This is a genomic window from Micromonospora sp. NPDC048907 (assembly GCF_055586885.1).
In genome coordinates this window covers 831,519-856,189 of record NZ_JBVJHI010000004.1, presented here as the reverse complement: position 1 = coordinate 856,189, position 24,671 = coordinate 831,519, and the positions used below count along the sequence as shown (strand labels likewise).

The following is a 24,671-nucleotide window of genomic DNA, read 5'->3' as shown; positions in this document are numbered from 1 at the left end:
CACCGGACCCGAGCGCGCCGGTTACCGTGGCCGCTGTGCGAGCGGAGGCGGGCGACACGGTCGGTTTCTCGGTGCTCGGCTCGATCCGGGTCGTCCGCGCCGGCGCCGAGCTGCGTCTGGGCGCCCGCCAGCAGCGCCTGGTTCTCGCGTTGCTGCTGGTCCGGGGCGGGCTGCCGGTCACCCTGGCCGAGCTGGTCGACCTGCTGTGGGACGAGGAGGCCCCGGCCAGCGCCGCGAACGTGGTGCACCGGCACGTCGGGATGCTCCGGAGGCTGTTCGAGCCCGACCTGCCCACCCGGGCGGCGGGCCGGCACATCCACCGGGAGCTGTCGGGCTACCGGCTGCGCGCCGACGAGGAGTCCCTCGACCTGCTGAGGTTCCGGTCGCTGAGCCGGCAGGCGGCCCGCAGCCTGCGCGACGGCGACCCGGAGTCGGCGCTGCGGCATTCCCTCGACGGGCTGCGGCTGTGGCGCGGCCGGTGTGCCGCCGGTCTGGAACCGGCCTCCCGCCTGCACCCCGCGTTCCTCGCCGTGGAGGCCGAACGCGCCGAGGCCGTGCGCGGGGCCGCCGACGCCGCCGAGCGCTGCGGCCGGCTGGGCGCGGTGCTGGCGCCGCTGCGGCAGGCCGCCGAGCAGCACCCGTTCGACGAGTCGCTGCAGAGCCGGCTGCTGCTGGCGCTCGCCGCCGACGGTCGGCAGGCGGAGGCCGTCGAGGTGTACCGGGCGGTGCGCCACCGGCTCGCCGAGGACCTGGGCGTCGACCCGGGCGAGGAGCTGCGGGAGGCGTACGACCGGGTGCTGCACCAGCGCACCCGGCCGGCCCGTACCGGCTCGCCGGCGCCGCTCCCGCGGCCCGCGCAGCTGCCACCGGACCTGCCGTTCTTCAGCGGCCGGGACGACCTCATCGCGGAGGCCCGCGCGGCGGTCGCGCGCCCGGGCGGGCCGGCGGTGCTCGCCATCGACGGCATGCCCGGGATCGGCAAGACCGCCCTCGCCGTCCACCTCGCCCACGGGTTCGCCGCCGGCTACCCGGACGGGCAGCTCTACGTCGACCTGCGCGGATACGACGGGCACGAGCCGGCGATGAGCCCGGCCGAGGCGCTGCGCGGCTTTCTCGGCTCGCTCGGGGTGCCCCAGGACGGCATCCCCGGCGAGCTGCACGCCCAGGCCGGCCTGTACCGCAGCAGCCTCGCCGGCCGGCGGTTGCTCATCCTGCTCGACAACTGCCGCGACGCCGAGCAGATCCGGCACCTGCTGCCCGGCACCCCCGGCTGCCTGGTGATCGTCACCAGCCGCAGCCGGCTCGGCGGCCTGTTGACCACGGCCGGCGCCCACCCGTTGCCGGTCGGCCTGCCGAGCGTCGAGGAGGCCCGCGCGGCGCTGTCCCGGCCGCTGGGCGCGGCCCGCGTCGCGGCGGACCCGGCCGCGATCGACGCCATCATCGCCAGCTGCGGGCGGCTGCCGCTCGCGCTGGCCGTGGTGGCCGCCCGCGCGGCGGGCCTGCCGGGGACGCCGCCGGCGCAGATCGCCGCCGAGCTGGCCCGGGCGCCCGGAAGTCTGGACGGCTTCGACGGCGACGACCCGCAGACCGGGCTCCGGGCCGTCTTCTCCTGGTCCTACCGGGCGCTGTCCGCGCCGGCCGCCCGGCTGTTCCGGCTGCTGCCGATCCATCCCGGCCCGGACATCTCGATCGCCGGCGCGGCGGGACTGGCCGGCGTCGCGCTGCGGAGCGCGCGGGCACTGCTCGGCGAGCTGAGCCGCGCGCACCTGGTCACCGAGGACCTGCCGGGCCGCTACCGCACCCACGACCTGCTGCTGGCCTACGCCACCGAGCTGGGCGAGGAGATCGACGGCCCGGCCGAGCGCGCGGCCGCGGAGCTGCGCTGCCTCCGGTTCTACCGGGCCACCGGCTATCAGGCGCACCGGTGGCTGCTGGCCTCCGAGTACCAACCGCTGATCGAGCCGGGGCCGGGCGAGACCCCGCTGCGCTTCGACGGGCACGGCGACGCCATGCGCTGGTTCACCGCCGAGCGGCAGGTCCTCATCGCGCTGGTCGGCCGGGCCGCCCGGCAGGGCCGGCACACCGAGGCCTGGCAGCTCGCCCTGGGGATGCAGCACTTCTTCGAACGCAGCGGCCGGTGGGCCGACTGGACGACGACCGGCGAGGTGGCCCTCGCGGCGGCCCGCGCGGGGGGCGACCTGGTCGGGCAGGCCCGGATGCACCGCAGCCTGGCCGGGGCGGCCTACTTCCGGCACAAGCACGAGACCGCGCTCGGGCATCTCGACCGGGCGGTCGAGCTGCTCGCCCGGCTCGGCCTGTACGGGGAGATGACCCGGGCCGGGTTCAACCGGGCGATGATCCTGAGCGCGCAGGGGCGCCACGAGGAGGTCGTCCGGGCGCTCTCCGCGGCGCTGGGGCCGTGGGTGGCCGGTGACGACAAGCTGCTGGCGGACGTCCTGGTCATCATGGGCGCGAGCCACGCCGAACTGGGCCGGGCGGACGAGGCCGTGCGCTGCGCCGAGCGCGCGATGGCGCTGTCGCGCGGCGCGCGGTACCGGCTGGGCATCGCCGAGGCATGGGAGGTGCTCGGCCGGGGGCGTTCCGCCCGCGGGGAGCTCGACGGGGCGGTCGACTGCTGGCGCGAGGCGGCCGTCGCCTACCAGGAGGCCTCGGCGCCGGCGGCGGCAGCGGAGGTGCTCGCGCTGCTCGGCGACGCCCTCGCCGCCGCCGGCGACCGGGACGCCGCGGTGCGGGCGTGGCAGGAGGCGCTGGCCTTGATCCCGCACGCGCACACGCACACGCCGACCGGCCGGCGACTGGCCGGCCTGCTCGCGGCCGTCACGTCCGGTCCGTGACCGGTCGCGATCGGCGACGGCACTCGATTCGCACTCGCGCGTCAGTCCATTCGCATCCGCCGTCCCTAGGCTCCTGCCTCATTCACCGTTGCTGCGGCGGAGGGGGGAGCGACCGTGCTGTGGGCGTCCGACGGATCACCGGCCGGCCGGGCCGAGCGCATGACCGCGCTGCACGCGGAGCACGCCCGCGCCGTGCTGCGCCTCCTGCTCCTGCTGACCCGCGACCAGCGGCAGACCGCCGAGGACCTGCTCCAGGAGACGATGCTGCGGGCCTGGCGGCACCTCGACTCGGTGCCGGCCGAGCCCGAGGCCGCCCGCCGGTGGCTCCTCACCGTCGCCCGGCGGCTCGTCATCGACGGGGTCCGGCGCCGGCAGGGCCGCCCCGCCGAGGTCCATCTCGTCGACATGACCTGGATTCCGGCCGGTGACGACACGACCGGCAGCGCGCTGGCGTCGTACGCCGTCCGGCGCGCGCTGCGCCGGCTGAGCCCGGCGCAGCGCAGCCTGCTCTCCGAGGTGTTCCTGGTCGGGCGGTCGACGGAGGAGGTCGCGGGCCGGCTGGGGGTGCCGATCGGTACGGTGAAGTCCCGGACCCACCACGCCCTGCGCGCCCTGCGCACCGGCCTCCAGGCGGCCTGAGCAGGGAACACCCCCGCCGCCGGTCTCGCGGCGGCCCCTGCCATGCTGTGCCGGTCGTGGCAAGCAGCTCTGTACGGATCACGTCCGGATGACCACCCCGCTCTCCTTCGCCGTTCTCGGCCCGGTACGGGGCTGGCGCGGCCGGTCCGAGCTCGACCTGGGCCCCCGGCAGCAGCGGCTGATCCTGGCGCTCCTGCTGGTCCGGTCGGGCGCCGCGGTCAGCGTCGCCGAGCTCGTCGACCTGCTGTGGGAGTCCGACCCCCCGCCCAGCGCGGTCAACGTGGTGCACCGGCACGTCGGGGCGCTCCGGCGGCGCTTCGAGCCGGGACTGCCGACGCGGGCGTCGGGCTCGGTGCTGATCCGCGACGGCGCCGGGTACCGGCTGCTGATCGAGAGGGATTCGCTCGACCTGCTGCGCTTCCGGCGCCTGGTCGGCCGGGCCGGTGGCAACCCCGGCGCAGTGGGCGTCGAGCTCTACCGGGAGGCGCTGGCGCTGTGGCGCGACCGGTGCGCCGCGAACCTGCGGGCGGACGCCCGTGCCCATCCGGAGTTCGTCGCTGTCGACGGCGAGTGGTTCGCCGCCGTCCGGGCGGCGACCGACGCCGCGCTGCGGGCCGGCCGCGTTCCCGCGGTGCTGCCCGCGATCCGGCTGGCCGCCGAGCGGGAGCCGCTGGACGAGGGACTCCAGGCGCGGCTGCTGCTCGCGCTCGCCGCGGACGGCCGGCGGGCCGAGGCCCTCGCGGCGTACGCCGACATCGAGCACCGGCTCGCCGACGAGCTCGGCATCCGGCCGGGCGCCGACCTGCGAGCGGCCCGGGACAGCCTGCTCGGCCCCGACGCTGCGGCCGGCGGTTCCCGGCCGTGGCCCGGCGCCGGGCCGGCCTCCATCCGGTCCGGAGCGCCGCCCGGCGTGACGGCGGCCGGATCCGCGCCGCCAGCCGCGCCGGAGGCGTCGCCGCCGGCCGGGCGGCCGGCGCAGTTGCCGGCCGACCATCCGTACTTCAGCGGCCGCCGTGACCTGCTGGCCGCCGCGGAGGAACTGCTGGCCGGCGAGCGCCCGCCCGCCGCGCTGGTGATCGACGGCATGCCCGGGGTGGGGAAGACCACCCTGGCGGTGCATCTGGCCCACCGGCTCGCCGCCCGCTACCCCGACGGACAGCTGCACGCCGACCTGCGTGGCTTCGACTCCGGCGACTCGGTGCTCACACCGGCGGAGGCGCTGCGCGGCTTCCTGTGGTCGCTGGGGGTCGCGCCGGCCGCCATCCCGGCCGAGCTGCACGCGCAGGCCGGCCTCTACCGCAGCATCCTGGCCGAGCGCCGGGTGCTGGTCCTGCTCGACAACTGCCGCGACTGGGACCAGGTCCGGCACCTGCTGCCCGGCACCGGCGGGAGTCTCGTCATCGCCACCGGCCGCCGCCGGATCACCGGCTCGGCCGGCCCGGCGGGCGCGCACCCCGTGCACCTCGACCTGCTGACCGACGCCGAGGCCCGGGAACTGCTCACCCGCTGGCTCGGCGACGCGACGGCCGCGGACCCGGCCGCGGTCGACGAGATCGTCGCCCGGTGCGGCGGGCTGCCGCTGGCCCTGGCGCTGGTCGCCACCCGCGCCGTCGGCCGGCCCGCGCTCAGCCTGCCGGCGGTCGCCGGTGAGCTGGCCGGGGCCGACGGCCGGCTGGCCGGCTTCGGCGACGCGCACGCCGATCTGGAGGCGGTCTTCTCCTGGTCCTACCGGGCCCTGACCCCCGGGGCGGCCCGGCTCTTCCGGCTGCTGCCCCTGCACCCGGCCGGGGAGGTGAGCACGGAGGCGGCGGCGGCCCTGGCCGGCCTGTCCCCGCGCACCGCCCGCGGCCTGCTCGCCGAGCTGGCGGCGTACCTGTTGGTGCGGCCCGGCGACGGGCGGTGGCGGATGCACGACCTGCTGCGGGCCTACGCCGCGGAGCTGGGGGAGGAGCACGACGACACCGCGGAGCGGGACGCCGCCGTCGAGCGGATGCACGAACACCTCGGCGTGCACGCGCGCGCACCCGCCGGTGAACCCGGACGCGACGCCGGTCGGCGCCGCGTCCGGGGCCGTTGTCAGTACCGGTAGGCGCGGATGATGGTCTGCTTGACCGTGTTGCCGCTGGTGTCCGTCGCGGCCGCCCGCAGCGAGACGAAGCCGCTGCCCGCCGGGTTGCGCACCCAGGCGATCCCCTTCTCGCCGGAACGCTGCAGGGTCAGCTGCCGCCAGGTCCTGCCGTCGTCGAAGGACGCCTCGACGGTCAGGGTCCGGGTCCGGCCCGGCGCCGCCCCGACCTGACGGTCGAGCGAGAACGGGATCGCGAACAGGCGGCCGGCCGGCGCCCGGTTGTCGATGTCGAGCGCCGGGCTGTACCGGATCGCCGTCATCGGCAGCTTCACGAGCTTGCCGTCGGGCACGTGGGCGGACCTGAAGGTCCACTCCGCGTCGACCACCGTGGACAGGGTGAAGGCCGGGTCGCTGCGGAAGGTCGCGGCCAGCCGGTAGGCACCCGCCTCCGCCGGCACGTCCCAGGTCCACGGCGTCTGGTTCGCGTCGCCGATCTTCACCCCGTTGCGGTAGAGGTTCACCTCCACGCTGCCGCCGACGACGTGCCGGAAGCCCATGTGCCCGGAGCCGTCGCCGTGCAGCGGCCCCGGCCCGCCGATCGTGTCACCCCAGTAACGCGTGGCGTACTGCTGGCCGAAGTTCGGCGCCGGGAAGACCGGCCCGGCCACCCCGTTGGCCCACGCCACCGTGTACGTGCGCCCCGGCTTGAAGCTGGTCCAGGGCGACTCGTAGTACGTGTACCGCAGCTGGGCCGAGGTCGACTGCCACACCGCACGCTTGTCCTGGTTGTAGTACTCGGTGATGGTGCCCGGCGCGTCGTAGGTGAAGCTCGGCGGGATGGTGCGCTCGTCCCGGTAGACCGGCGAGTTGCCGGGGGCGTGCGCCACCGCGGTCCGCGCCACCGGCACGCCGGCCACGTCCGCGCTGATCCGGGAGCGGACGGTGGCGAAGTCGCCCGCCCGCAGCCGGCGGGTCAGGCCGGTCATCATCCGCTGCGGCTCGTAGAGGTAGACCCGGTAGACGTACGGGCTGTTGTGCAGGCTGCCGTCCTCGGCCACCCGACCCCACATCCCGTTGACGTAGGAGACGAAGCCGGGCGTGGTGCCGGCCCCGATCTGCGCGGTCCGCACGAGGTCGAGGGGGATGCCCATGACCACGCCGAACGGGTCGTTGCTGCCCCAGATCTGCGGCTGCTCGGTCCGGATCGTCCAGCCGAACTCCTGGTGGACCGCGGTGGCCTTCGGGTTCGGCACGGACACCGCGATCGGCTTCGCCCGGCGGGCGTCCACGGTCAGCGCCTGGTCGGTGGTGAGGTCGAGGCTCGGGCGCACCAGCGACGTGACGTTCGGGACGTACGGGTCGCCGGTCAGCAGGTAGGTCTGGACCAGGTAGCGGCCCGCGCGGACCCGGTAGGTGGTGACCGCGGGGTTGTCGAGCACCAGGACGGTCTGCCGCTCCAGGTCGGTCAGGAGGGTCACCCAGCCCTGCTCGGGGGTGGGCGCACCGCCGTCCGGCCCGACGAGCTTGAGGCTGAGCTGGTGGCGGGCGATGTCGAGGGCGACCGGGGTCTGCACCTGCACGCCGCCGCCGGTGGCGGTCACCTCACCGCCGAAGTAGTGGTCCGGCAGGTCGGTGCCGGCCTGCACGGTGACGGTCACGGTGGCCGTGCCGCCGGCCGGGACCGTCACGGAGGAGGCGCCGAGGCGGAACAGGCCGGCCGGTGCGGGTGCCCCGTCGGCGTCCTTCGCGTCGAGGGAGACGGCCAGGGTCAGCGGGGTGGAGCCGCTGTTCGCGTACGTGATCGTGCGCTGCTGCGCGGCGCCGGTGCGCGCGAAGGCGACGCTGACCGGGCTCGCCGTGACACCCTGCCGGATCGCCCGGGCGACGTCGAGGAAGCCCGCACCCTGCTCGTAGACGCCGATGGCGGCGTTCGGCCGGGCGGCCGCCATGAGCGTGGACTTGATCCGCTCGGGCGACCAGTCCGGGTGCTGCTGGGTCAGGATCGCCGCGGCGCCGGCCACGTGCGGGGTCGCCATGGACGTGCCGTTGAGGCTGGTGTACTGCGGGTTCCCGTCGTCCGGCGGCAGGTCGGAGGTCGAGCTGCGGGCGGCGAGGATGCCGACGCCGGGCGCGGTGACGTCCGGCTTGATGCCGGCGTCCCCCGCACGCGGACCCCGGCTGGAGAAGCCGGCCAGCTCACCGGTCTTGCTCACGGCGCCGACGGTCAGCGCCTCGGTCACGCTGCCGGGCGAGTTCACGGTGGACTCGCCGGCCTCGCCGCTGTTGCCGGCGGCGACGACGAACAGCACGCCGTAGCGGTGGGTGAGGTCGGCCACGGCGGCCTCGATCGGGTCGGTCTCCGGGCTGTCCGGGCCGCCGAGGCTCATGTTGGCGACCTTGACGCCCTGCTGCGCCGCCCAGGTCATGCCGGCCAGGATCGCCGACTCCGGGCAGCCCTCCTCGACGCAGACCTTGGCGCTGTAGAGGGTCGCGCCGGGCGCCATGCCCTGGTAGCGGCCCTGCGACGCGGCCGCGGTGCCGGCGATGGTGGAGGCGACGTGGGTGCCGTGGCCGACCCGGTCGAGGGTGTCCGGGTCGGAGGTGAAGTTCGCCGCGGCGGCGACGCGGCCGGCCAGGTCGGGGTGGGTCTGGTCGACGCCGGTGTCGATCACGCCGACCTTCACCCCCGTTCCGGTCCAGCCGGCCCGCCAGGCCTCCGGCGCGCCGGTGAGCGGGACGCTCACGTCGAGGGTGGGGTGACGCAGCCCGTCGAGCCAGACCTTGTCGAACCCGGCCCGCAGCCGCCGCTCGGCGCCGCCGGAGGCGGACGTGAGGGTGTTCCAGAAGGCCACGGCGTCCGCCCGGCTCTCCGCGACGGCGCTCGCCCCGGACAGCTCCCGGGTGGTCCGGGCGCCGGTCAGGCCGGCGGGGGCGGCGCCGGTGTGCTGGACGATCAGCGGCAGCGTGGCCCGGGTGTCGTCGTAGCCGAAGCCGACAAGCGTCGTGATGTCGAAGAGCCGCTGGTCGAGCTTGCCCCGGTTGAGCAGCCCGACGGCGTCGGCGGGGATGACCCGCACCTCCTTGCCGGCGCTCTGGGTGAGGAACGGGATCCGCTCCCGTCCCTTGCCCGGCACGACGCTCACGGCGGTCTGGCCGTTCACGGTGCTGACGTGGACGGTGTCGCCGGTGAGCAGGGTGACCGCCCGGGGCTGGGACGCGACCGGGGGTGTGGTCGCCGGCGTGGCGGCTCGGGGCTGCGCCGACACCGGCGTACCGCCCGGAGCCACCACCGAGACGCCCAGCGCGAGCAGCGCCAGCGCCGATAACTTGCGAGTTGAACGCATCATGCTCCCTGGATGAACGCGAGAGGTATCCAGGTGATCCGGACGTGGCCGGCGGGCGACAGTTCATTGAAAGTGACCTGGGTCACAATGGGCGGCGGCCGCTCCGGGTTTCAATGGGGCATGCGTGTCCTGGTCGTCTCCGCGCCGCTGCAGGGGCATCTGCTGCCGCTGCTCCCGCTGGCCCTCGCCTGGCGGGACGCCGGCCACGACGTGCTGGTCGCGAGTGGCGGCGACGCCCTCGACGTCGACCTCGGCGGCCTGCCGGCGCACGACGTCGCGCCGGGGTTCGCCTTCGGCCGGATCGCCGGCCGGGTGCTGCTGCGCCATCCGCTGCTGGCCCGCCGGGAACTGGTTGGGCGTGCCGGCACCGCGGTCGTCGGTGAGCTGTTCGGTGCCGCCAACGCCACGTTCGCGGACGCGGTGGTCGCGCTGGCCCGGCGCGAACGGCCCGACCTGGTCGTCTACGAGCCGCTGGGCGTGGCCGGCGGCATCGCCGCCGAGCAGGTCGGGGCTCCCGCCGTCCTGCAGGAGAACAACCTGTTCCCCGCCGCCGATCTCGTCGCGGCCGTGGCGGCGAGCGAGCCGATGCGGCGGTACCGGATCGGCACGCCGGCCGCCACGATCACGGTGTCACCGCCGAGCCTCACCGGACCGAGACCGGGCTCGCCCATGCGGGCGGTGCCGTGCTCGGGCGGCGGAGAGGTGCCGGCCTGGCTCCTGAGCGCCGGGGAGCGGCCGCGGATCATCGTGAGCCGCAGCACCGTCGCGGGCCCGGGCGGCGGTGACCCGACCGCGGCGATCATCGCGGCCGCGCCCACGGTGGACGCCGACATCGTGCTCGTCCGGCCGCCCGGCCGGCTGCCGCGGCTGCCGGAGAACGTCCGGACCGTCGGCCGCGTGCCGCTGGACCGGGTGCTCCCGTACGCGACGGCGTGCGTGCACCACGGCGGGGCGGGCAGCGTGCTCGGCGCACTGGCCGCCGGCGTGCCGCAGCTCGTCGTGCCCGGCCCGGGCGACCGGCGGCACAACGCCGAGGTGGTCGCGCGGCGCGGCGCCGGTCTCACGGTGGCCGCCCGGGCCATCGCGCCGGACGTCCTGACCCGGCTCGTCACCGACGCGGAACTCAGGACGGCGGCGGGCGAGGTACGCGACGAGATGGCGGCCATGCCACCGCCCTCCGACGTGGTGACCGCGCTGACCGCGCTCCTCCGGTGACCCGGCCCCGGCGCGAGCCACCGTGCCGTGCCGGGCGCGGTCAGCGGGACACGCCGTCGAGCGCCTGCATGATCACGTCGGTGACCGCCTGGGCCTGGGTGACCATGACGACGTGGGAGGCCTCGACCCGGGTGATCGTGGCGCCGGCGCGCTCGGCCATCCGGAGCAGCACGTCGCTGCCGGCGGCCCGGTCGCCGGTGGCGACGACGGCCCAGGAGGGCAGCTTCTTCCAGGCCGGGTTCGTCGTCGGCGTGGAGAAGGCCAGGGAGGAGGCCGGGCGCTGGGTGACCGCCATGACCGCGGCGTCCTTCTCGGTGAGGTCGGCGGCGAACGCGTCGTGGAACTTCGCCGGGTCGATGAGGAACTCCGTCTCGGCGCCCGAGGCGGTCGGATACTGCACCGGCACCAGCGCCGAGGTCAGCACGCTGTCCTTGGAGCTGCCCTCGATGTCCATCAGCGTCTCGCCGTCCTCGGGGGCGAACGCGGCGACGTAGACCAGGCCCACGACGTTGTCGACCCGCGAGGCGGCGTTGGTGATGACCGCCCCGCCGTAGGAGTGGCCGACCGCGAGGACCGGGCCCGGCGTCTGCTGCAGGGCGCTCGCCACGTACGCGGCGTCCTCGGCGATGCCGCGCAGCGGGTTGGGCACCGCCTTCACGGCGACGCCCGCGGCGGTCAGCCGCTCCACCACCCCGTTCCAGCTGGAACTGTCGGCGAAGGCGCCGTGCACCAGGACGACGGTGGGCCGGCCGGGACGCGCGGAGGTGCTGGTCATGATCGGTCCTTTCGATCGACGGTCCGTCAGTCACACGGCGTCACGAGGGGCTGCGTCTCGTCGACCAGGTAGGTCGAGAGCATCATGGTGGTGACGTCGGCCGTGATGTTCCGGGCGTTGTGGACGACTCCGGGCGGGATCAGGAACGGCTCCCCGGCGTGGACCGTCAGGGTGGGCCGGTCGTCGAACTCCATGGCGATCACCCCGTGGATGAGGAATCCCACCTCCTCGCCGGGGTGCCGGTGCCGCCCGGACGCCAGCCCGACCGGGATCTCGAACAGGGTCTGCACGATCAGCCGACCCGGTACGGAGGCCGGGTGCCGCTGGAGTTCGGTACGCCGGACGGTGGGCGGCTCGGCGACGCCGGGATGGTGCGACATGCCCGTCTCCTGTCCAGTCGATCCCCACGCTCTCCTGCGGTTCCGGGAGGTGCGCGGCACCGGGGTCGTGGCGTTACCCGCCCCGGGTCGAGACATGCCCGACCCCGGCCGGATCAGCTCCGCGGTTGACGGAAGGGGAAGCGGGTAGGCGGGCCGGATGAGGCCGGACAGCAACGCCGTCGACGTCGACGAGCCGCTCGCCGTGGACGTGCCTCTGGCTTCGCACGACGCCAGCGGTGAGGGGGTGCCGACACGCGACCTGACCGGTCTGGCGCCGGCGGCCCGGCCGGCCCGGCGCTGGACGCCGCGCCGGGTGGTGGCGACTCCGGCGGCCCTCGACCACCCGCACGGGCGGCGGGTGGTCGACCGGGTCGAGGCGCTGGGCATCGAGGTGGAGCGGTTGCGCGCCAACCGGCTGACCGGCGTGCGCGGAGAGACCGAGCGGGAGACGTACGCGCGGGCCAAGGCCACCCTGGCGATCGTGGTCAGCCCGCCGTCGCGGCGGGCGCTGCAGCCGATCGCGCCGAGCGCGGACTGGCGGGTCGACCTGGCCGAGGGCTGCCCGGCGCACTGCCAGTACTGCTACCTCGCCGGGTCGCTGTCCGGCCCGCCGGTGACCCGGGTGTACGCGGACCTCGACGACATCCTCGCCGGGCTGGCCGCGTACGCCGGGCGGGGAACCGTGACCAGCCGCAGCGCCGCGCGGGCCGGCGAGGGGACCACGTTCGAGGCGTCCTGCTACACCGACCCGCTGGCCCTGGAGCACCTGACCGGGAGCTGGCGACGCGCGGTGGAGCACTTCGCCGCGTGGGACGCGCCGGTGCAACTGCGCTGGACCACCAAGTACGCCGATGTGGACACCTTCGTCGGGCTGCCGCACGCGGGGCGTACCCGGGTGCGGTTCAGCGTCAACGCCGCGCCGGTCAGCGAGCGCCTGGAGGGCGGGACCGCGACGGTGCCGGACCGGCTCGCGGCCCTGCGCCGGCTGGCCCTGGCCGGCTACCCGGTGGGGCTGACCATCGCGCCGATCATCCCGGTGCCGGACTGGCGGCGGCACTACGGCGCGCTCCTGGACGGGGTGGCGGCGGCCGTGGCCGGGCTGGCCGGGCTGGACCTGACCGCCGAGCTGATCACCCACCGGTTCACGCCGGGCAGCAAGGAGGTGCTGCTCGGCTGGTATCCGCGGACCCGCCTGGAGATGGACGAGGAGTCCCGCCGCCGGAAGTACGGACGGTTCGGCGCGGTGAAGTACGTCTACCCGCGGGAGACGATGACGGAGCTGCGCACCTGGTTCGAGCGGGAACTGGCCGCCCGGGTGCCGGCCTGCCGGGTGCTCTACTGGACCTGACTCCGGACCGGCCCGGTGACGTGCGGGGACGCTCCCGTCCGGTCGCGTCCCCGCACCGGCGGTCAGCGGTCGGTGAGGAGGGCGGCGTACCGGGTGAGGTAGAGCGGCCAGCCCTCGTCGTGCCCCACGCCGTCGCGGACGGACTGCCAGCCCGGGCCGTGCCGGTCGAGGTGGCGGTGTTCCAGCTCGACGCGGGTGCGGTGCGGGGTCTCGGCCACGAAGCGGACCTCGACCTCGCTGGTGTTGTCCGGGTCGGTCTCGACCTGCCACCGGGGGCTGATGTCCCAGCTGAACACCACCCGGTCGGGCGGCTCGTACGCGAGCACGCGCGCCCAGCGGCACTCGCTGCCGTCGACACCCCGGTCGTAGATGTGGCCGCCGACCTTGGGCTCGAACACGGTTTCTGCGATCGCCGCGCCGAGCAGGTTGTGCTCCGGCGGCTTGAAGTCACCGAACCGCTCGGTGAACACGGTGAACGCCCGTTCCAGCGGCGCCTCGACGACGATCTGCCGGCGGACCACAGGGACTTCTGTCTCGGTCATGGGGTCTCCTCGGTTGGTTGTTCGACGGCGCTCTGGTAGCTGTCCAACGCGCGGTGCCAGAACGTGTCGAGCTGGTCCCGTAGCGCGGCCACGCCGGCCGGGTTGAGCCGGTAGACCCGCCGGGTGCCGGCCGCCTGGTCGGTGACCAGTCCGGCGTCCTTCAGGACCTTGAGGTGCTGGGACACCGCCGGTCGGCTGATCGGCAGCTCGTCGGCGAGTTCGCCGACCGCACGGGGTCGCTCGGCCAGGCAGGCGACGATGGCGCGCCGGGTGGGGTCGCCCAGGGCGTCCCAGCCGTCGCCCGTTCGGTAAGTAGCCACGAACGTAAGCTACGACTTACCGAGACTGGAGTCAAGACAGCCAGTCGCGGATGCCGGCGAGCGCGGTGGGGCCGTAGTCCGCGTCGACGTCCCGGGCGAGGTCGGCGATGGAGACGGCCCGGAGGGCGGCGCGCCAGGCGGCGTCGGCGCCGGCCATCGCGCGGGCGATCGGGCACGGCCCGGTGCAGGCCTCGGCCGGGGTGGCGAGCGGGCCGCGCTGGCGGATCTCGGTGCACACGAACGCGGGCTGGTCGCCGTCGACGGCGGCGACGACGTCGAGGACCGTGATCAGTTCAGGCGCTCTGGTCAGGACGTAGCCGCCCGCCTTGCCCTGGACGGAGGTCACGAGGCCGGCGCGGGAGAGCGCCTGCAACTGCTTGGCCAGGTAGCTGCCGGAGACGTCATGCAGCTCCGCCAGCCGGGCCGCCGGCACGGGTGCCGTCGCCGTGGTCAGCACCACGCAGCAGTGCAGTGCCCACTCGACCCCGCCGGACAGCTTCATGGGACCCCCTCTTGACTCGGACAAAGACTATCCGATTAGAGTCTCGGACAGAAGTTATCCGAGTTCGAGGCGGCGCCTCGACGAAGCCGGCGTGCCCTTCGGCGCGCCGTGGAAGGGTGAGTGCCATGAAGCTCACAGTCATCGGTGGCACCGGACTGATCGGCTCGCAGGTGGTCCGGAAGCTGACCGCCGCCGGGCACGAGGCCGTCCCCGCGGCGCTGTCCACCGGGGTCGACCTGCTCACGGGTGGCGGGCTGGACACGGCGCTGGAGGGCGCCGAGGTGGTCGTCAACGTGGCGAACTCGCCGACCTTCGACGAGGCCTCGCTCGACTTCTTCCGCACCTCGATGACCAACCTGCTGGCCGCCGGGGAGCGTGCCGGCGTCCGGCACCAGGTGGTCCTCTCGATCGTCGGGGTGGACCAGGTGCCCCAGCTCGACTACTACCGCGCCAAGACCCTCCAGGAGGACCTGCTCCGGCAGGGGCCCACGCCGTACTCGATCGTGCGGGCCACCCAGTTCTTCGAGTTCATGAACGCGGTCCTGTCCTGGACCTCCGACGACACCACGGTTCGCCTGCCCGCCACCCCCATCCAGCCGATGGCCGCCGCGGACGTGGTCGACGCGGTCGTCGACGTCGCCACCGGAGCGCCGCTGAACGGCATCCGCAACGTCGCGGGCCCGGACGTCTTCGCCCTCGACGAGCTCGGCCGGCTCACCCTGGCCGCACAGGGGGACGACCGGACCGTCGTCACCGACGACGGGGCCGGCATGTTCGCGGTGGTCGACGGCGACGTGCTGACCGGGGGCCCGGACGCACGCCTGGCGCCCACGCACTACCGGGACTGGATGCGGTCCGCCCACTGACCCCGGTCGGGCCGTCAGCCGACGGCGTCCGGCGCGTCCGGCGGCTCGCGGAGGCGCGCGACCAGCTCGCGCGCCTCCGCGATGAACGGCGGGTCGGACTCGCCGGGCCGGTGCCCCTGGATCGGCGGCGGGACGCTGTCGCCCGGTGGGGCCACCACGGCGGCCGGGTCCCGCAGCCGGCGGTCCACTGCCGCGGCCGGATCCCCGGCCGGATCCGGCGCCTCCGGCGGGTGGGCGGAGAAGATCCAGCCGCCGACGGGGTCGGTCGCGCGCCACAGGTTCCGCCACCGCCAGCCGACCCGCGCGCCGATCTCGCGCAGCGCCTCGTCGTCGACGTAGGCGGGGAAGAGTCGGGCGTAGAGGCGGCGCAGCGGCGACCCGTAGGTGAGCAGCGCGACCCGGCGACTGATCCGGGGCGGCAACTGGAGCACCGTCGCGGCGGCCAGGACCGAGCCGTGGCTGTGGCCGGTGAGCAGGACGGCGTTGCCGGACTCGACCAGGAAGGTGATGCGCCGGGCCAGCTCCGGCACGGCGCGCTCGGCGTAGCAGGGCGGCGCGAACGGGTGGGCGGCCCGCGGCCAGAACGTGCCGAGGTCCCACAGGATGCCGACGTGACGCCTGAACTCGGCGGTCCGGTAGGCGAAGATCGCGCCGAGCACCAGGCCGAGGATGATCGCCGCGATCACCCAGCTGCCGAACGCGATGAGGAAGGTGACCAGGTCGGCCGGCACCCCCGCGAACCGCTCGATGACGTCACCCGGCCACACCTCCATCCGGCCGAGGGTGGTGGTGGCCGTGCCGATCCCGGCGAGGCAGGCGTAGACCACGGCCAGCGGTATGAGGATCTCGGTGAACCGCGCCCGGGCCACCGCCTGCCGCACCTGCCGCAGTCGCGGTTCGGCGCCGGGCGGCGGGTCGGGATGGTCACGCGCGACGATCGCCGCCGCGGCGCGGAGCCGACCCGGCCGGGAGAGCACGGTCACCAGGCCCGCCACGACCAGCGTGATCAGCACGGCCCGGAAGAAGCCGAAGATCGCCCAGGTGTACGCCCGCGGCGGTCCGGCGGTGATGGCCGCCCCCGTCGGCGCGTCGCGGTCGAGGAAGTCGGCCACCCGGTAGACCAGTTCGGCGGAGTACGCCACCGCCAGGCTGATCGCCGCGGCCGCCGTCGCCAGCGCGCCCAGCCCGAGCAGCGGGGTGCCGCCCGGCCCGCGGTCCCGGCGGGACAGCAGCACGACGCCCAGCGTGGCCAGCAGCGTCGTCTGGGTGACGAACAGCCAGGTGAGGATCGCGTCGTAGCCGGGCAGCCCACCCTCCTCGCGCCACGCCGCCGGGCCGGCCAGGACGTGTGCCGTGACGACGACCGTGAGGACCAGGGCGACCGTCCGCAGCGTGCTGGTGACCCGGTCGAGCCGCCGGTCGGTGGCGGCCCGGTCGATCAGCGGCGGCGTGCAGAGCAGGACGCCGCAGGCGAGCAGGACCGCCCCGGTGACGACCGCCAGCGCCACGGTGCCGGCCGAGGCGCCGGGTGCGGCCCGGGCGGCGAGCAGCGTGACGTCGAGCGTCGCGAACGCCGCCGCGACGTGGATGGAGCGCAGCCGGCCCACCAGCGGCTCGGAGTCCCACCGGCCGACGGTGCCGAGCTGATGGGCGGACACCTCGGCCTCGGGAGCGCGGAACGCCTCGAACACCCGCCCCGGGCGGGTACTGGCGCGCCAGAGCAGGCCGATGGCGGCGGCCGGCGCCAGCGCCAGCACCGCCAGCCGCAGCCCGACCGGCCGCCCACCCAGCCAGGACAGCCAACTGCGCCCGGTCAGGCAGTGCGGCGACGCCGTGCACTTCCAGGCGATCAGGTCCAGTGCCACGCCGGCGCACGCGAGCACGTAGAGCGCGGTGAGCGTGAGCCCCAGCAACCGGCACAGCGACCGGACCGTCACGTCGGAGCCGCGGCCCGGCGGACGCATCCAGATCGCCACGTTGACGAGCATGAACGGCAGCAGGAACACCAGCGAGAGGGTCCGGGTGACGGTCCCGGCGGGCAGGTCGCCCCAGCGGTACGCCTCCAGCGTCACCCGCCCGGCTCCGCCGACGCCCGGCTTGCGGCGGGCGGGCCGGTAGAAGCCCCCGCTGCGGTCGCCCGCGACCTGCTCGATCTGCGGCAGGTCCAGGACCTGGCCGGCGCTCGCCCGGGAGGCCCCGTGCACCCGCAGCTCGACCACGTCGCCACACGCCGCCGGTCCGCCCCGCGCTGCCGCGTCAGACATGGGCCCCCCGAGCCGTCTCTGGGGGCCGGACCGGATGAACCCGGCCGAGGAGGGCCCCGCCGCTCGGGGCGGTCTACCCCGCCCGGCCGGGCCCAACCGCTTCCCGGCGTCGGCAGCCCGGCAGGCTCACCCGCGGACCCTCCCGGACCCGTCGGGCGCGGCTCCGGTCACCGCTGCGGCGGGTCGTGGCGCGCCGCCGGCGCCGGTCCGGCCGTCCGCTGTCCCCCGACCGGCGGACAGCAGCACGCCGACGCCGGCCAGGACCGCTCCGACGGCGGCGGCGTGTCCCGCGAGGTCGGCGGGAATGCCCAGGTAGACCGTGATGCCGAGGATGCGGGACAGGCCCCACGGCAGCAGCGCCAGCTGGTCGTTCCACACCGTCAGCGCGCGTTCCAGGCCGACCACCGCCACCAGACCGGCCAGCACGCCGAGCGGGACGCCCGCGGCGGTCAGGCTCAGCCCGACGACCCGGCGTCGCCGCACGGCGTACCGGTCGCGGAGGACGACGGCGGTGGCCACGAACAGCCAGCCGAACGCGGCGAACGCGGCCGTCAGGTAGGCGGCGCGCAGGGCCGGCGCGGTCCAGAAGGCGAACCAGTAGCCGCCCGGTCCGCGGCCGGCGAGCGCCGCCAGGAGCAGCACGCTGCGCAGCAGCGCGACGCCGCCCACCACGGCCCACAGGTGGAACGGGTCCCGCCGGCCGACCGCGACGCGGACGACGAGGGCGAACAGCGCCCACCCGCCGAGGCTGACCAGCAGGTGCGCGGGGGCGGCGAACCACGTGAACACGAGCCGGCTCGCCACCAGGACCAGGGCCGGGACCAGCCACACGAGGAGCCGGTCCGCCCGGGACCGGGGCACCGGCAGCGCGGCCACCCGCCACGGCCGGACCGCCCCCAGCAGCAGCCCGCGCGCGGCGGCCGCGCCGAGCCCCCGCCCGCGCAGGCCGAGCAGCACCACCACGAGGATCAGCGCGAGCAGCGCCCGGGCCGCCCAGGCCATGGCCGGGTCCCGGTCCGCGCGTTCCGCCCCGAGGTCGGCGGCCGTGAAGTTGTACGCGGGCAGGTCCGGGTCGGCGCCGTAGCGCTGCCGGTGCGCGTCCCGCGCCTGCTGGTACGCGGCCGCGGCGGCCCGCCAGCCGTCGCGGGCGGCCGGGGCGCCGGTGTCCAGCCACTGCGCGTGCCGCAGCACCATGGTCCGGTAGGCGGCCAGCGCCTCGAACAGGTTCACCTGGTAGTCCAGCGTGCCGGTGAAGTGCTCGCGGAGCGCCGCGTCCCGCCAGGTCGCCGGGTCGGTGGCGGCCACCAGGTCCCGCATGCGCCGGGCCAGCGCGACGGCCTGTCCGCCCTCGTCGACCGCCTCGTCGACGCGGCCGTCGGTGACCGCGTAGATGCTGTCCAGGGCCGCCGAGTCGCCGGTCGGGATGTCCCACTCGAAGATCCACATCATCGGCGGCGGCTCCAGCCCGAGCGCCCGCACCGACCGGTCGGCGTACGGGCCGATGTAGAGCCCGAGGGTGACCGCCGGCCGGGACAGCGCCATGGCCTGCCCGATCGCCGCCACGGTGTCCGGGTCGGCGGAGAACGTGCGGTACGCCCAGTCCGCCGTGACCTGCGCCGGATCGGTGTCCGGGTCCCAGGCCAGCCGCGCCACGGCGTAGGTGTTGAGGTCGTAGAGCTGCCAGAACCCGGCGCGGAGGTAGAGCGACATCGGTCCGGCGCGCAGCGGGCCGCCGTCCTGGGTCCAGTTCCAGACGCCCTCGACCCTCGGGTTGGCGGCGAGGAACGCCCGCAGCGCCTCGCGGTGCAGCGGTCCGAGGTCGTTGGGCAGCGCGCCGAACCCCTCGAACTCGCGCCGGGCCTGGAACTCCACGATGCGGCGGTGCGCACCGGCCAGCAGGGTGGTGTTCAGCGGCAGGTGGCTGTAGAAGTCGCCGAGGGTGTACTTGGTGGACACGATCAGGTGCGGATCGTCGATGCCGCCCAGCACCCGCGCGTACGACTCCGGGTTGGTGTGCAGGTCGCCGACCGCGCCCACGCCGACCGTCCAGCTCCGGAAGATGACCTCCCGGCCGGCCCGTCCGGCGGTGTCCAGCAGCGCGCGCAGCATCGCCCGCACGGACGCCTCCGTGGTGACGGCCAGCTTCGAGGAGTAGTCCCAGCCGTCCTGGGCGTACACCTCGCCGCCCTCGCCGACGCGGACCATCAGCCCGTCGACGAACGGCATGCTCTCGAACAGTTCGGCCAGCCCGGCCTGGTAGACGGCCCAGAGCCGGGGGTCGGCCACGTCGAGCCCGCCGGCGGTCCTCGTCAGGTACGCCTCCAGCGGCGGTGACACGGCGAGCATGTCGGTGAGCAGGAAGACCTTCACGCCCATCTGCTCGGCGTACCCGAAGACCGGGCCGAACGCCGCGACCATGGCCCGCGCGCGGTCGACGTGGGTGTCGCCCGGCGGGTACACCGCGTGCCCGTCGCCGATCTTCGCGAAGGTGACGTACTCCAGGAAACCCGGCACCACGACGGCGTTGTAGCCCTGGGCCACCGAATGGTCGACGAACTGCCGGAACTGCGCGCCGACGCGGGCCACCGCGTCGGCGTCCACCCACGGCGCCCGTGGCAGGAGCGCCGGCCCGACCACGTCGGTGTTCAGGCGGTAGTCGTCACCCGCCGCGAACGCGGCCGGGTCCGGCTCGCGGCCCACCGAGCCGGCGTCGGTGAGCCGCAGGCCGAGCCGGGGCGTGACCAGCCGGCCCGCCTCGGCGGCGGGCAGCACCTCGGCGCCGGAGCGGATCCGGTCGGCGAGCCGGTACAGCCCGGCCGCGGCGCCGGCGACGTCGGTCCCGTCGACGGCCAGTTCGGTCCCGCGGACGCGGAGCCGGTAGGACTCCGCCGCCGCGCCCGGCGTGGGGAGCACGGCCGCCCGCAGCGTGGTCACCGCCGACGGGTCCGGTGCGGCGGGGCCCGCCGGCGGCGCGGTCTCCGGCGGCGCCGGCGTGGCCGGGGTGACGGCCGGGCGGGGCAGCCCGCGCGCCGCGAGGGCGTCGGCGACCGCGGCTGCGGCCTTGCGGGTGCGCGGCTCGTCGGGCACGACCACGGACGACAGCGGCGGCGCCGGCGCGGCGACCCGCCGGGGCGCGGCGGCGACGTCCTCGTGCGGCACGGCCGCGGGGGCGTGGCTCAGCCCGAGCGCGTCGTCGACGCCCCAGGCCACACCCGCGCCGAGCACCAGCAGGACGAGCGCGGCGGCGAGCAGCGTGTACGGCCTCCGGGCCGGAGTGACGTGAATCACGCTCGCATCGTAGAGGTGCTCCCGCCGCTGCCCGCGTGCGCGGGCTGCCGGTCGGACCGGGCGGGTCGCAGGGCGGCGGCGACACCGGCGCCCAGGGCGATCGTGAGTACGGCGGAGATCAGCAGGGTGTGCCGGCCGCCGACCGCCGCGACGACCGGACCGCCCAGCAGCGTGCCCAGTGCGGTGGCCGGAGTGGTCAGCGCGGTGCGGGCGGCGAGCACCCGGCTCAGGGCCCGCGGTGGGGTGTCCCGCTGGAACAGCGCCGTGGAGATGGCGGTGAACGGACCGTAGACCAGGCCGCCGAGGGCGAGCCCGACCAGCCCGGGCACCACGGCGTCGGTGAGCCCGAGGGGGAGCAGGGCGGCGCCCCAGCCCACGATGATGCCCACCACGACCGGCCAGGGCGGGCGGCGCCGCAGCAGCGGAGCCCCGAGCGCGCCCGCCGTCGCCCCGACGCCGAACACCGTCCAGTAGAGACCCAGCAGGCCCGGTGACCCGTGCAACCCCTGGGCCACGTGGACCGGCAGGGCCACCTCGACCGGGCCGTAGAGGAAGAAGAACGCGCAGGTGACCGCGATCAGCCCGAGCAGCCGCGGCCGGTCCGCGATGGTGCGCCAGCCACCCGCCGCCGGCTCGGCCGCCGTCACGCCGACGGCGGCGGCCCGCCGGGCCGGGACCGTCCAGCCGGCCACGGCCAGCACCGCGAAGCTCGCCGCGTCGACCCCGATCACCCAGCCCGGGCCGACCAGCGCGGTCAGCGCGCCGGCCAGGGCCGGGCCGACCACGAAGGCGGCCTGCGCGAACGTGGACAGCAGCGCGTTGCCGGTGAGGCGGTCCTCCTCCTCCGGCAGCACCTCCGCCACGAGCGTGTACGCCCCGGCGTTCCCCCACGCGTGCAGCAGGGAGGACACCGCCAGCAACGCCACGTACGCCACCGGCTCCAGCAGCCCCGACACCGCCAGGATCGCGACCGCGCCGAGGGCCACCGCCCGTACCGAGGCGTCGGCCGCCACGAGGTGCGCGGCGCGCATCCGCCGCACCAGCCGGGCGAGCACGGCCGCGCCGATCGGGGCCGGCAGCGCGTACGCGGCCACCGCCAGCCCGGTCCAGACACCGGCCTGGCCGGCCGGCGCGATCTGGACCGCGAGCCATGCCACGGCGACCATGCTCATGCCGTCGCCGAGGGAGGAGACCAGCATTCCGGGCAGGATCCGGCGAAGCACCGGCTGTCTCAGCAGCCGCCCGACCGAGCCGGCCCACGACCGCACACCAGACCCTGAGTTCATCTCCGCCGCTCCGTCCGCCGTCACCGATCCGCCTGCGCCTGAGCCTCGCCCGCGGGAGGCGGGACGGGCATCGGTGCCGACCACGGAAACCACCACGGATCGGCGGCACGGGGGTGGGCGAGAATGGGCCCGTGACGGCGACGGGGGAGGTCTCGGCCCGCGAGGCCGAGGTGTGGGCGCTGGTGGGGGAGCACCTCAGCAACGCCGAGATCGGGGCACGGTTGTTCATCTCGGTGCGCACCGTGGAGAGTCATGTCTCCTCGCTGCTGCGCAAGCTGGCGCTGCCGGACCGGCGGGCGCTCGCCCAGCGCGCGTCCGCGCCGGGTCGCGCCGACCGGTCCCACCCGGCGCCGGCCCTGCCGACGCCGCTGACCTCGTTCGTCGGCCGGGCCCGGGAGCGGGCCGAGCTGGCCGAGATCGTCAAGGCCCACCGGCAGGTGACCGCGGTCGGCCCCGGCGGCGTGGGCAAGACCCGGCTCGCGTTGACGCTGGCCGCCGAGGCGGCCGGCGAGTACGCCGACGGGGTGTGGTTCGTCGACCTGGTCCCGGTCACCGACCCGGGGGCGTCCGTGGTCGCGGCCGCGGTCGCCGCGGCGCTCGGCCTCGGCGAGCAGCCCGGGGCCGCCATCGACGAGTCGGTGGTCGCCGCGCTGGCCGACCGGCACGCCCTGCTGGTGCTGGACAACTGCGAACAGGTGCGGGACGGGGTGGCGCCGTTCGTCGAGCGGCTGCTCGCGGGCTGCCCCCGGGTGACGGTGCTGGCGACCAGCCGGGCCCGGCTCATGGTGCCGTTCGAGCGGGTGTACCCGGTGCCGCCGCTGTCCCTGGCCGGCGACGGGGAGTCCGACGCCGTCGCGCTGTTCCTGGAGCGGGCGGCGGCGGTGGGCCGGCCGCCGGATCCCGCCCAGCGCGACCACGTCGCCGCGGTCTGCGCGCGGCTCGACGGGGTGGCGCTGGCCATCGAGCTGGCCGCCGCCCGGTGGTCCACGCTCGGGCTCGACGGCCTCACCGCGGGCCTGTCCGACCAGCTCCGGATGCTCGCCGGCGGGTCCCGCGCCGACGACCGGCACCGCTCGGTGCGGGCGGCGCTGGACTGGAGCCACGCCCTGCTGGAGCCGGCCGACCGGGCGCTGCTGCGCCGGGTGTCGGTGTTCGTGGCGCCGTTCACCGTCGCGGCGGCGGCGGAGGTCGCCGGGTCCGACGCGGGAGTGGTCGCCGACGGGCTGGCCCGGCTCGCCGAGCAGAGCCTGCTGGTGGTGACGGCCTCCCTCGGCGGCACCGAGTACCGGGCGCTGGAGACCATCCGCCAGTACGGGACGGAGCGGCTCACCGAGGCCGGTGAGCTGGACGACGCACGCGCCCGGCACCTGCGCTGGTGTCTGGCCGAGGCCGCCGGCCTGGCGGTGGTCGGCGCGGACTGGCGGGCGCGCTTCGACGCGGTGGCGGACGACCTCCGGTCCGCCCTGGCGTGGGCTGCCGACCGGCCCGGGCAGCGCGCGGACGCGTACCGCCTCGCCCGGCGCCTGGCGGAGCTGACCTTCACCCGCAACCTGGTCGGCGAGTCGCAGCTGCGTTTCGCGCAGGCGGCCGCGCTCGCGGACGACCCGGCCGACACCGCGTCGATGCTCCGGGAGGCCGCGGCCGTGGCCGGCTGCCGGATGCGCGGCGACGACATGTACCGCTTCCAGCGCGCCGCCGCGGACGCCGCGCGCCGGGCGGGGGACACCGCCGGTGCCGCCGTCGACCTGGCGACCGCCGCCACCAACGCCTACCGGTTCTGGAGCAAGTTCGCCCGGCTCACGCCGGAGGCCGAGGCGGTCGCGCTCATCGCCGAGGCGCGGGAGCTGGCCGGCGACGACCCCGCCGCCGCGGCCGCGCTGGCACTGGCCGAGGCCGGGGTGCTCACCGACGCGTTCGGCGCCGCCCAGGGGCCGGCCGAGAACGCGGTGCCGGAGACGGTGGCCCGCGCCGAACGGGCCGTGGAGCTGGCGCACCGCACGGGCGACCCGCTCGCCGAGTCCGCCGCGCTCGACGCGCTCACCGGGGCCCGGAGCTGGGCCGGTGACGCGTTCGCCGCCGCGGCCACGGCGCGGCGCCGGATCACGCTGCTCTCGGCCGCGCCGGACACTCCGGCCGGCACCCACGAGCTGATCGACGCTCTCGGCATGGCCACCGAGGCCGGCCTCGGCGCCGGGGACCTGCCGGGCGCCCGCCGGTGGGGCCGGCGGCTCGCGGATCATCCGTTGCTCGCCGAGGTCGGCCACCGCGCCACGAGCTGGCTGCTGGTGGCCGACGCGTTCGCGGGCAACGTCGACGAGGTCCTCACCGGCGGCGCCCGGTTCCTGGAGGCGTGGCAGCGGGCCGGCAGCCCCGCACGGTCGGTCCTCGGCCCGGCCGTGGCCGGTGTGGCGATGATCCACGGCCTGCGCGACGACGACGACGCCCGGCGCGAGTGGGACGCGGTCCTGCGCCGCCTGGGGGCCCCGCCGGAGCATGTCTACGGCTACGGCGCGGTCTTCGACGCCATTCTCCTGCTGCACCAGGGGCGGGCCGGGGAGGCGTGGGAGCGGCTGGCGCCCGAGCCGGCCGACGTGTGGAAGTGGGTCACCTGGATCTGGCTCCACTGGTACGTGGCCCTGCGCGCCGAGGCGAGCGTGCTCGCCGGGAACCCCGACGCCGCCGATCGGCTGGCCGAGGCGCGGGCCGTCGTTGCTGGCAACCCGGTCGCCGCCGCCATCGTGGAGCGGGCCGCCGCGTTGTTCGACGGCGACCGGCAGCGGCTGCTCGCCACGGCTGCCGCGTTCGACGCGAGCGGTTGCCGCTACCAGGCGGCCCGGACCCTGGTGCTCGCCGGCGGCGATGACGCCCTTCGCGGGTCCGCGGTGCTCGCCGGGCTCGGCCTCACCCCCATGGCGCCCCGCTGACACCAGAACGCAACCAGTGGTTGCGTCATGCCGGACATCCGCGTAGCGTCATGCG

General features: G+C 76.0%; 16 protein-coding genes. 7 read left to right on the top strand and 9 right to left on the bottom strand.

The features are described from left to right. Nucleotides 1–35: 35 nt before the first annotated feature. From ACZ6PY_RS17935 to ACZ6PY_RS17925, 3 genes are all read left to right on the top strand, one after another. Entirely contained in the window at nucleotides 36–2,855 is a 2,820-nt protein-coding gene (locus ACZ6PY_RS17935) for an AfsR/SARP family transcriptional regulator (protein WP_466073466.1), read from the top strand. Between the two features lie 114 nt (nucleotides 2,856–2,969). After that, nucleotides 2,970–3,494, top strand: a complete 525-nt coding sequence (locus tag ACZ6PY_RS17930; RefSeq protein ID WP_466073464.1) for a sigma-70 family RNA polymerase sigma factor — start codon at nucleotides 2,970–2,972, stop codon at nucleotides 3,492–3,494. An 88-nt stretch (nucleotides 3,495–3,582) separates the two neighbouring features. Further along, nucleotides 3,583–5,583, top strand: a complete 2,001-nt coding sequence (locus ACZ6PY_RS17925) for an AfsR/SARP family transcriptional regulator (RefSeq protein ID WP_466073462.1) — start codon at nucleotides 3,583–3,585, stop codon at nucleotides 5,581–5,583. Here ACZ6PY_RS17925 and ACZ6PY_RS17920 read toward each other — a convergent pair. After that, nucleotides 5,571–8,909 carry a S8 family serine peptidase gene (locus ACZ6PY_RS17920; RefSeq protein ID WP_466073460.1) on the bottom strand — a complete coding sequence of 1,113 codons (3,339 nt, stop codon included), beginning with the start codon at nucleotides 8,907–8,909 and terminating at the stop codon, nucleotides 5,571–5,573. The genes ACZ6PY_RS17925 and ACZ6PY_RS17920 overlap by 13 nt on opposite strands. 117 nt (nucleotides 8,910–9,026) lie before the next feature. Here ACZ6PY_RS17920 and ACZ6PY_RS17915 point away from each other — a divergent pair, with 117 nt between their 5' ends. Then, nucleotides 9,027–10,121, top strand: a complete 1,095-nt coding sequence (locus ACZ6PY_RS17915; RefSeq protein WP_466073458.1) for a nucleotide disphospho-sugar-binding domain-containing protein — start codon at nucleotides 9,027–9,029, stop codon at nucleotides 10,119–10,121. A 40-nt stretch (nucleotides 10,122–10,161) separates the two neighbouring features. Here ACZ6PY_RS17915 and ACZ6PY_RS17910 read toward each other — a convergent pair whose 3' ends face one another. After that, nucleotides 10,162–10,896 (bottom strand): alpha/beta fold hydrolase, encoded by a 735-nt coding sequence (locus ACZ6PY_RS17910; RefSeq protein ID WP_466073456.1) that lies wholly within the window; start codon nucleotides 10,894–10,896, stop codon nucleotides 10,162–10,164. A gap of 26 nt (nucleotides 10,897–10,922) precedes the next feature. Next, the gene (locus tag ACZ6PY_RS17905) at nucleotides 10,923–11,276 is read right to left on the bottom strand and encodes a cupin domain-containing protein (RefSeq protein WP_466073454.1); all 354 of its coding nucleotides are present in this window, start codon (nucleotides 11,274–11,276) and stop codon (nucleotides 10,923–10,925) included. A gap of 157 nt (nucleotides 11,277–11,433) precedes the next feature. Here ACZ6PY_RS17905 and ACZ6PY_RS17900 point away from each other — a divergent pair, with 157 nt between their 5' ends. Continuing rightward, on the top strand, nucleotides 11,434–12,624 hold the full coding sequence (locus ACZ6PY_RS17900; protein WP_466073452.1) for a spore photoproduct lyase family protein: 1,191 nt from the start codon (nucleotides 11,434–11,436) through the stop codon (nucleotides 12,622–12,624). A 62-nt stretch (nucleotides 12,625–12,686) separates the two neighbouring features. Here the strand turns inward: ACZ6PY_RS17900 and ACZ6PY_RS17895 are convergent, their stop codons facing one another. Genes ACZ6PY_RS17895 through ACZ6PY_RS17885 form a run of 3 tightly spaced genes read right to left on the bottom strand, consistent with a single transcriptional unit; the run spans nucleotide 12,687 to nucleotide 13,988 of the window. Beyond that, complete coding sequence (locus ACZ6PY_RS17895; protein WP_466073450.1) at nucleotides 12,687–13,166, bottom strand: SRPBCC family protein; 480 nt, start codon at nucleotides 13,164–13,166, stop codon at nucleotides 12,687–12,689. Next, on the bottom strand, nucleotides 13,163–13,486 hold the full coding sequence (locus ACZ6PY_RS17890) for an ArsR/SmtB family transcription factor (RefSeq protein ID WP_466073448.1): 324 nt from the start codon (nucleotides 13,484–13,486) through the stop codon (nucleotides 13,163–13,165). The genes ACZ6PY_RS17895 and ACZ6PY_RS17890 overlap by 4 nt, the downstream gene beginning before the upstream one ends. A gap of 31 nt (nucleotides 13,487–13,517) precedes the next feature. Further along, the gene (locus tag ACZ6PY_RS17885; protein WP_466073446.1) at nucleotides 13,518–13,988 is read right to left on the bottom strand and encodes an RrF2 family transcriptional regulator; all 471 of its coding nucleotides are present in this window, start codon (nucleotides 13,986–13,988) and stop codon (nucleotides 13,518–13,520) included. A gap of 125 nt (nucleotides 13,989–14,113) precedes the next feature. Between ACZ6PY_RS17885 and ACZ6PY_RS17880 the strand changes: the two genes are divergently transcribed. Further along, entirely contained in the window at nucleotides 14,114–14,854 is a 741-nt protein-coding gene (locus ACZ6PY_RS17880) for an SDR family oxidoreductase (protein WP_466073444.1), read from the top strand. Nucleotides 14,855–14,868: 14 nt separating this feature from the next. On the opposite strand, the gene ACZ6PY_RS17875 is transcribed toward ACZ6PY_RS17880, so the two are convergent. From ACZ6PY_RS17875 to ACZ6PY_RS17865, 3 genes are all read right to left on the bottom strand, one after another. Continuing rightward, entirely contained in the window at nucleotides 14,869–17,118 is a 2,250-nt protein-coding gene (locus tag ACZ6PY_RS17875) for a hypothetical protein (protein ID WP_466073442.1), read from the bottom strand. Between the two features lie 126 nt (nucleotides 17,119–17,244). Then, a complete protein-coding gene (locus tag ACZ6PY_RS17870; RefSeq protein ID WP_466073440.1) occupies nucleotides 17,245–20,406 on the bottom strand; it encodes a hypothetical protein in 3,162 nt (1,053 codons plus the stop codon). Beyond that, nucleotides 20,403–21,692, bottom strand: coding sequence for an MFS transporter (locus ACZ6PY_RS17865; protein WP_466073438.1), 1,290 nt, complete (start codon nucleotides 21,690–21,692; stop codon nucleotides 20,403–20,405). Before ACZ6PY_RS17865 ends, ACZ6PY_RS17870 begins: the two co-directional genes overlap by 4 nt. Before the next feature lie 131 nt (nucleotides 21,693–21,823). Here ACZ6PY_RS17865 and ACZ6PY_RS17860 point away from each other — a divergent pair, with 131 nt between their 5' ends. Next, complete coding sequence (locus ACZ6PY_RS17860) at nucleotides 21,824–24,616, top strand: ATP-binding protein (RefSeq protein WP_466073436.1); 2,793 nt, start codon at nucleotides 21,824–21,826, stop codon at nucleotides 24,614–24,616. Nucleotides 24,617–24,671 lie beyond the last annotated feature (55 nt).

Bases quoted from the DNA above. Each gene is read 5' to 3' on its own strand.
- ACZ6PY_RS17925 (WP_466073462.1), top strand. From the start codon at position 3,583: ATGACCACCCCGCTCTCCTTCGCCGTTCTCGGCCCGGTACGGGGCTGG.
- ACZ6PY_RS17905 (WP_466073454.1), bottom strand. From the start codon at position 11,276: ATGTCGCACCATCCCGGCGTCGCCGAGCCGCCCACCGTCCGGCGTACC.
- ACZ6PY_RS17875 (WP_466073442.1), bottom strand. From the start codon at position 17,118: ATGTCTGACGCGGCAGCGCGGGGCGGACCGGCGGCGTGTGGCGACGTG.
- ACZ6PY_RS17910 (WP_466073456.1), bottom strand. From the start codon at position 10,896: ATGACCAGCACCTCCGCGCGTCCCGGCCGGCCCACCGTCGTCCTGGTG.
- ACZ6PY_RS17880 (WP_466073444.1), top strand. From the start codon at position 14,114: ATGAAGCTCACAGTCATCGGTGGCACCGGACTGATCGGCTCGCAGGTG.
- ACZ6PY_RS17895 (WP_466073450.1), bottom strand. From the start codon at position 13,166: ATGACCGAGACAGAAGTCCCTGTGGTCCGCCGGCAGATCGTCGTCGAG.
- ACZ6PY_RS17920 (WP_466073460.1), bottom strand. From the start codon at position 8,909: ATGATGCGTTCAACTCGCAAGTTATCGGCGCTGGCGCTGCTCGCGCTG.
- ACZ6PY_RS17900 (WP_466073452.1), top strand. From the start codon at position 11,434: ATGAGGCCGGACAGCAACGCCGTCGACGTCGACGAGCCGCTCGCCGTG.
- ACZ6PY_RS17865 (WP_466073438.1), bottom strand. From the start codon at position 21,692: ATGAACTCAGGGTCTGGTGTGCGGTCGTGGGCCGGCTCGGTCGGGCGG.
- ACZ6PY_RS17885 (WP_466073446.1), bottom strand. From the start codon at position 13,988: ATGAAGCTGTCCGGCGGGGTCGAGTGGGCACTGCACTGCTGCGTGGTG.
- ACZ6PY_RS17915 (WP_466073458.1), top strand. From the start codon at position 9,027: ATGCGTGTCCTGGTCGTCTCCGCGCCGCTGCAGGGGCATCTGCTGCCG.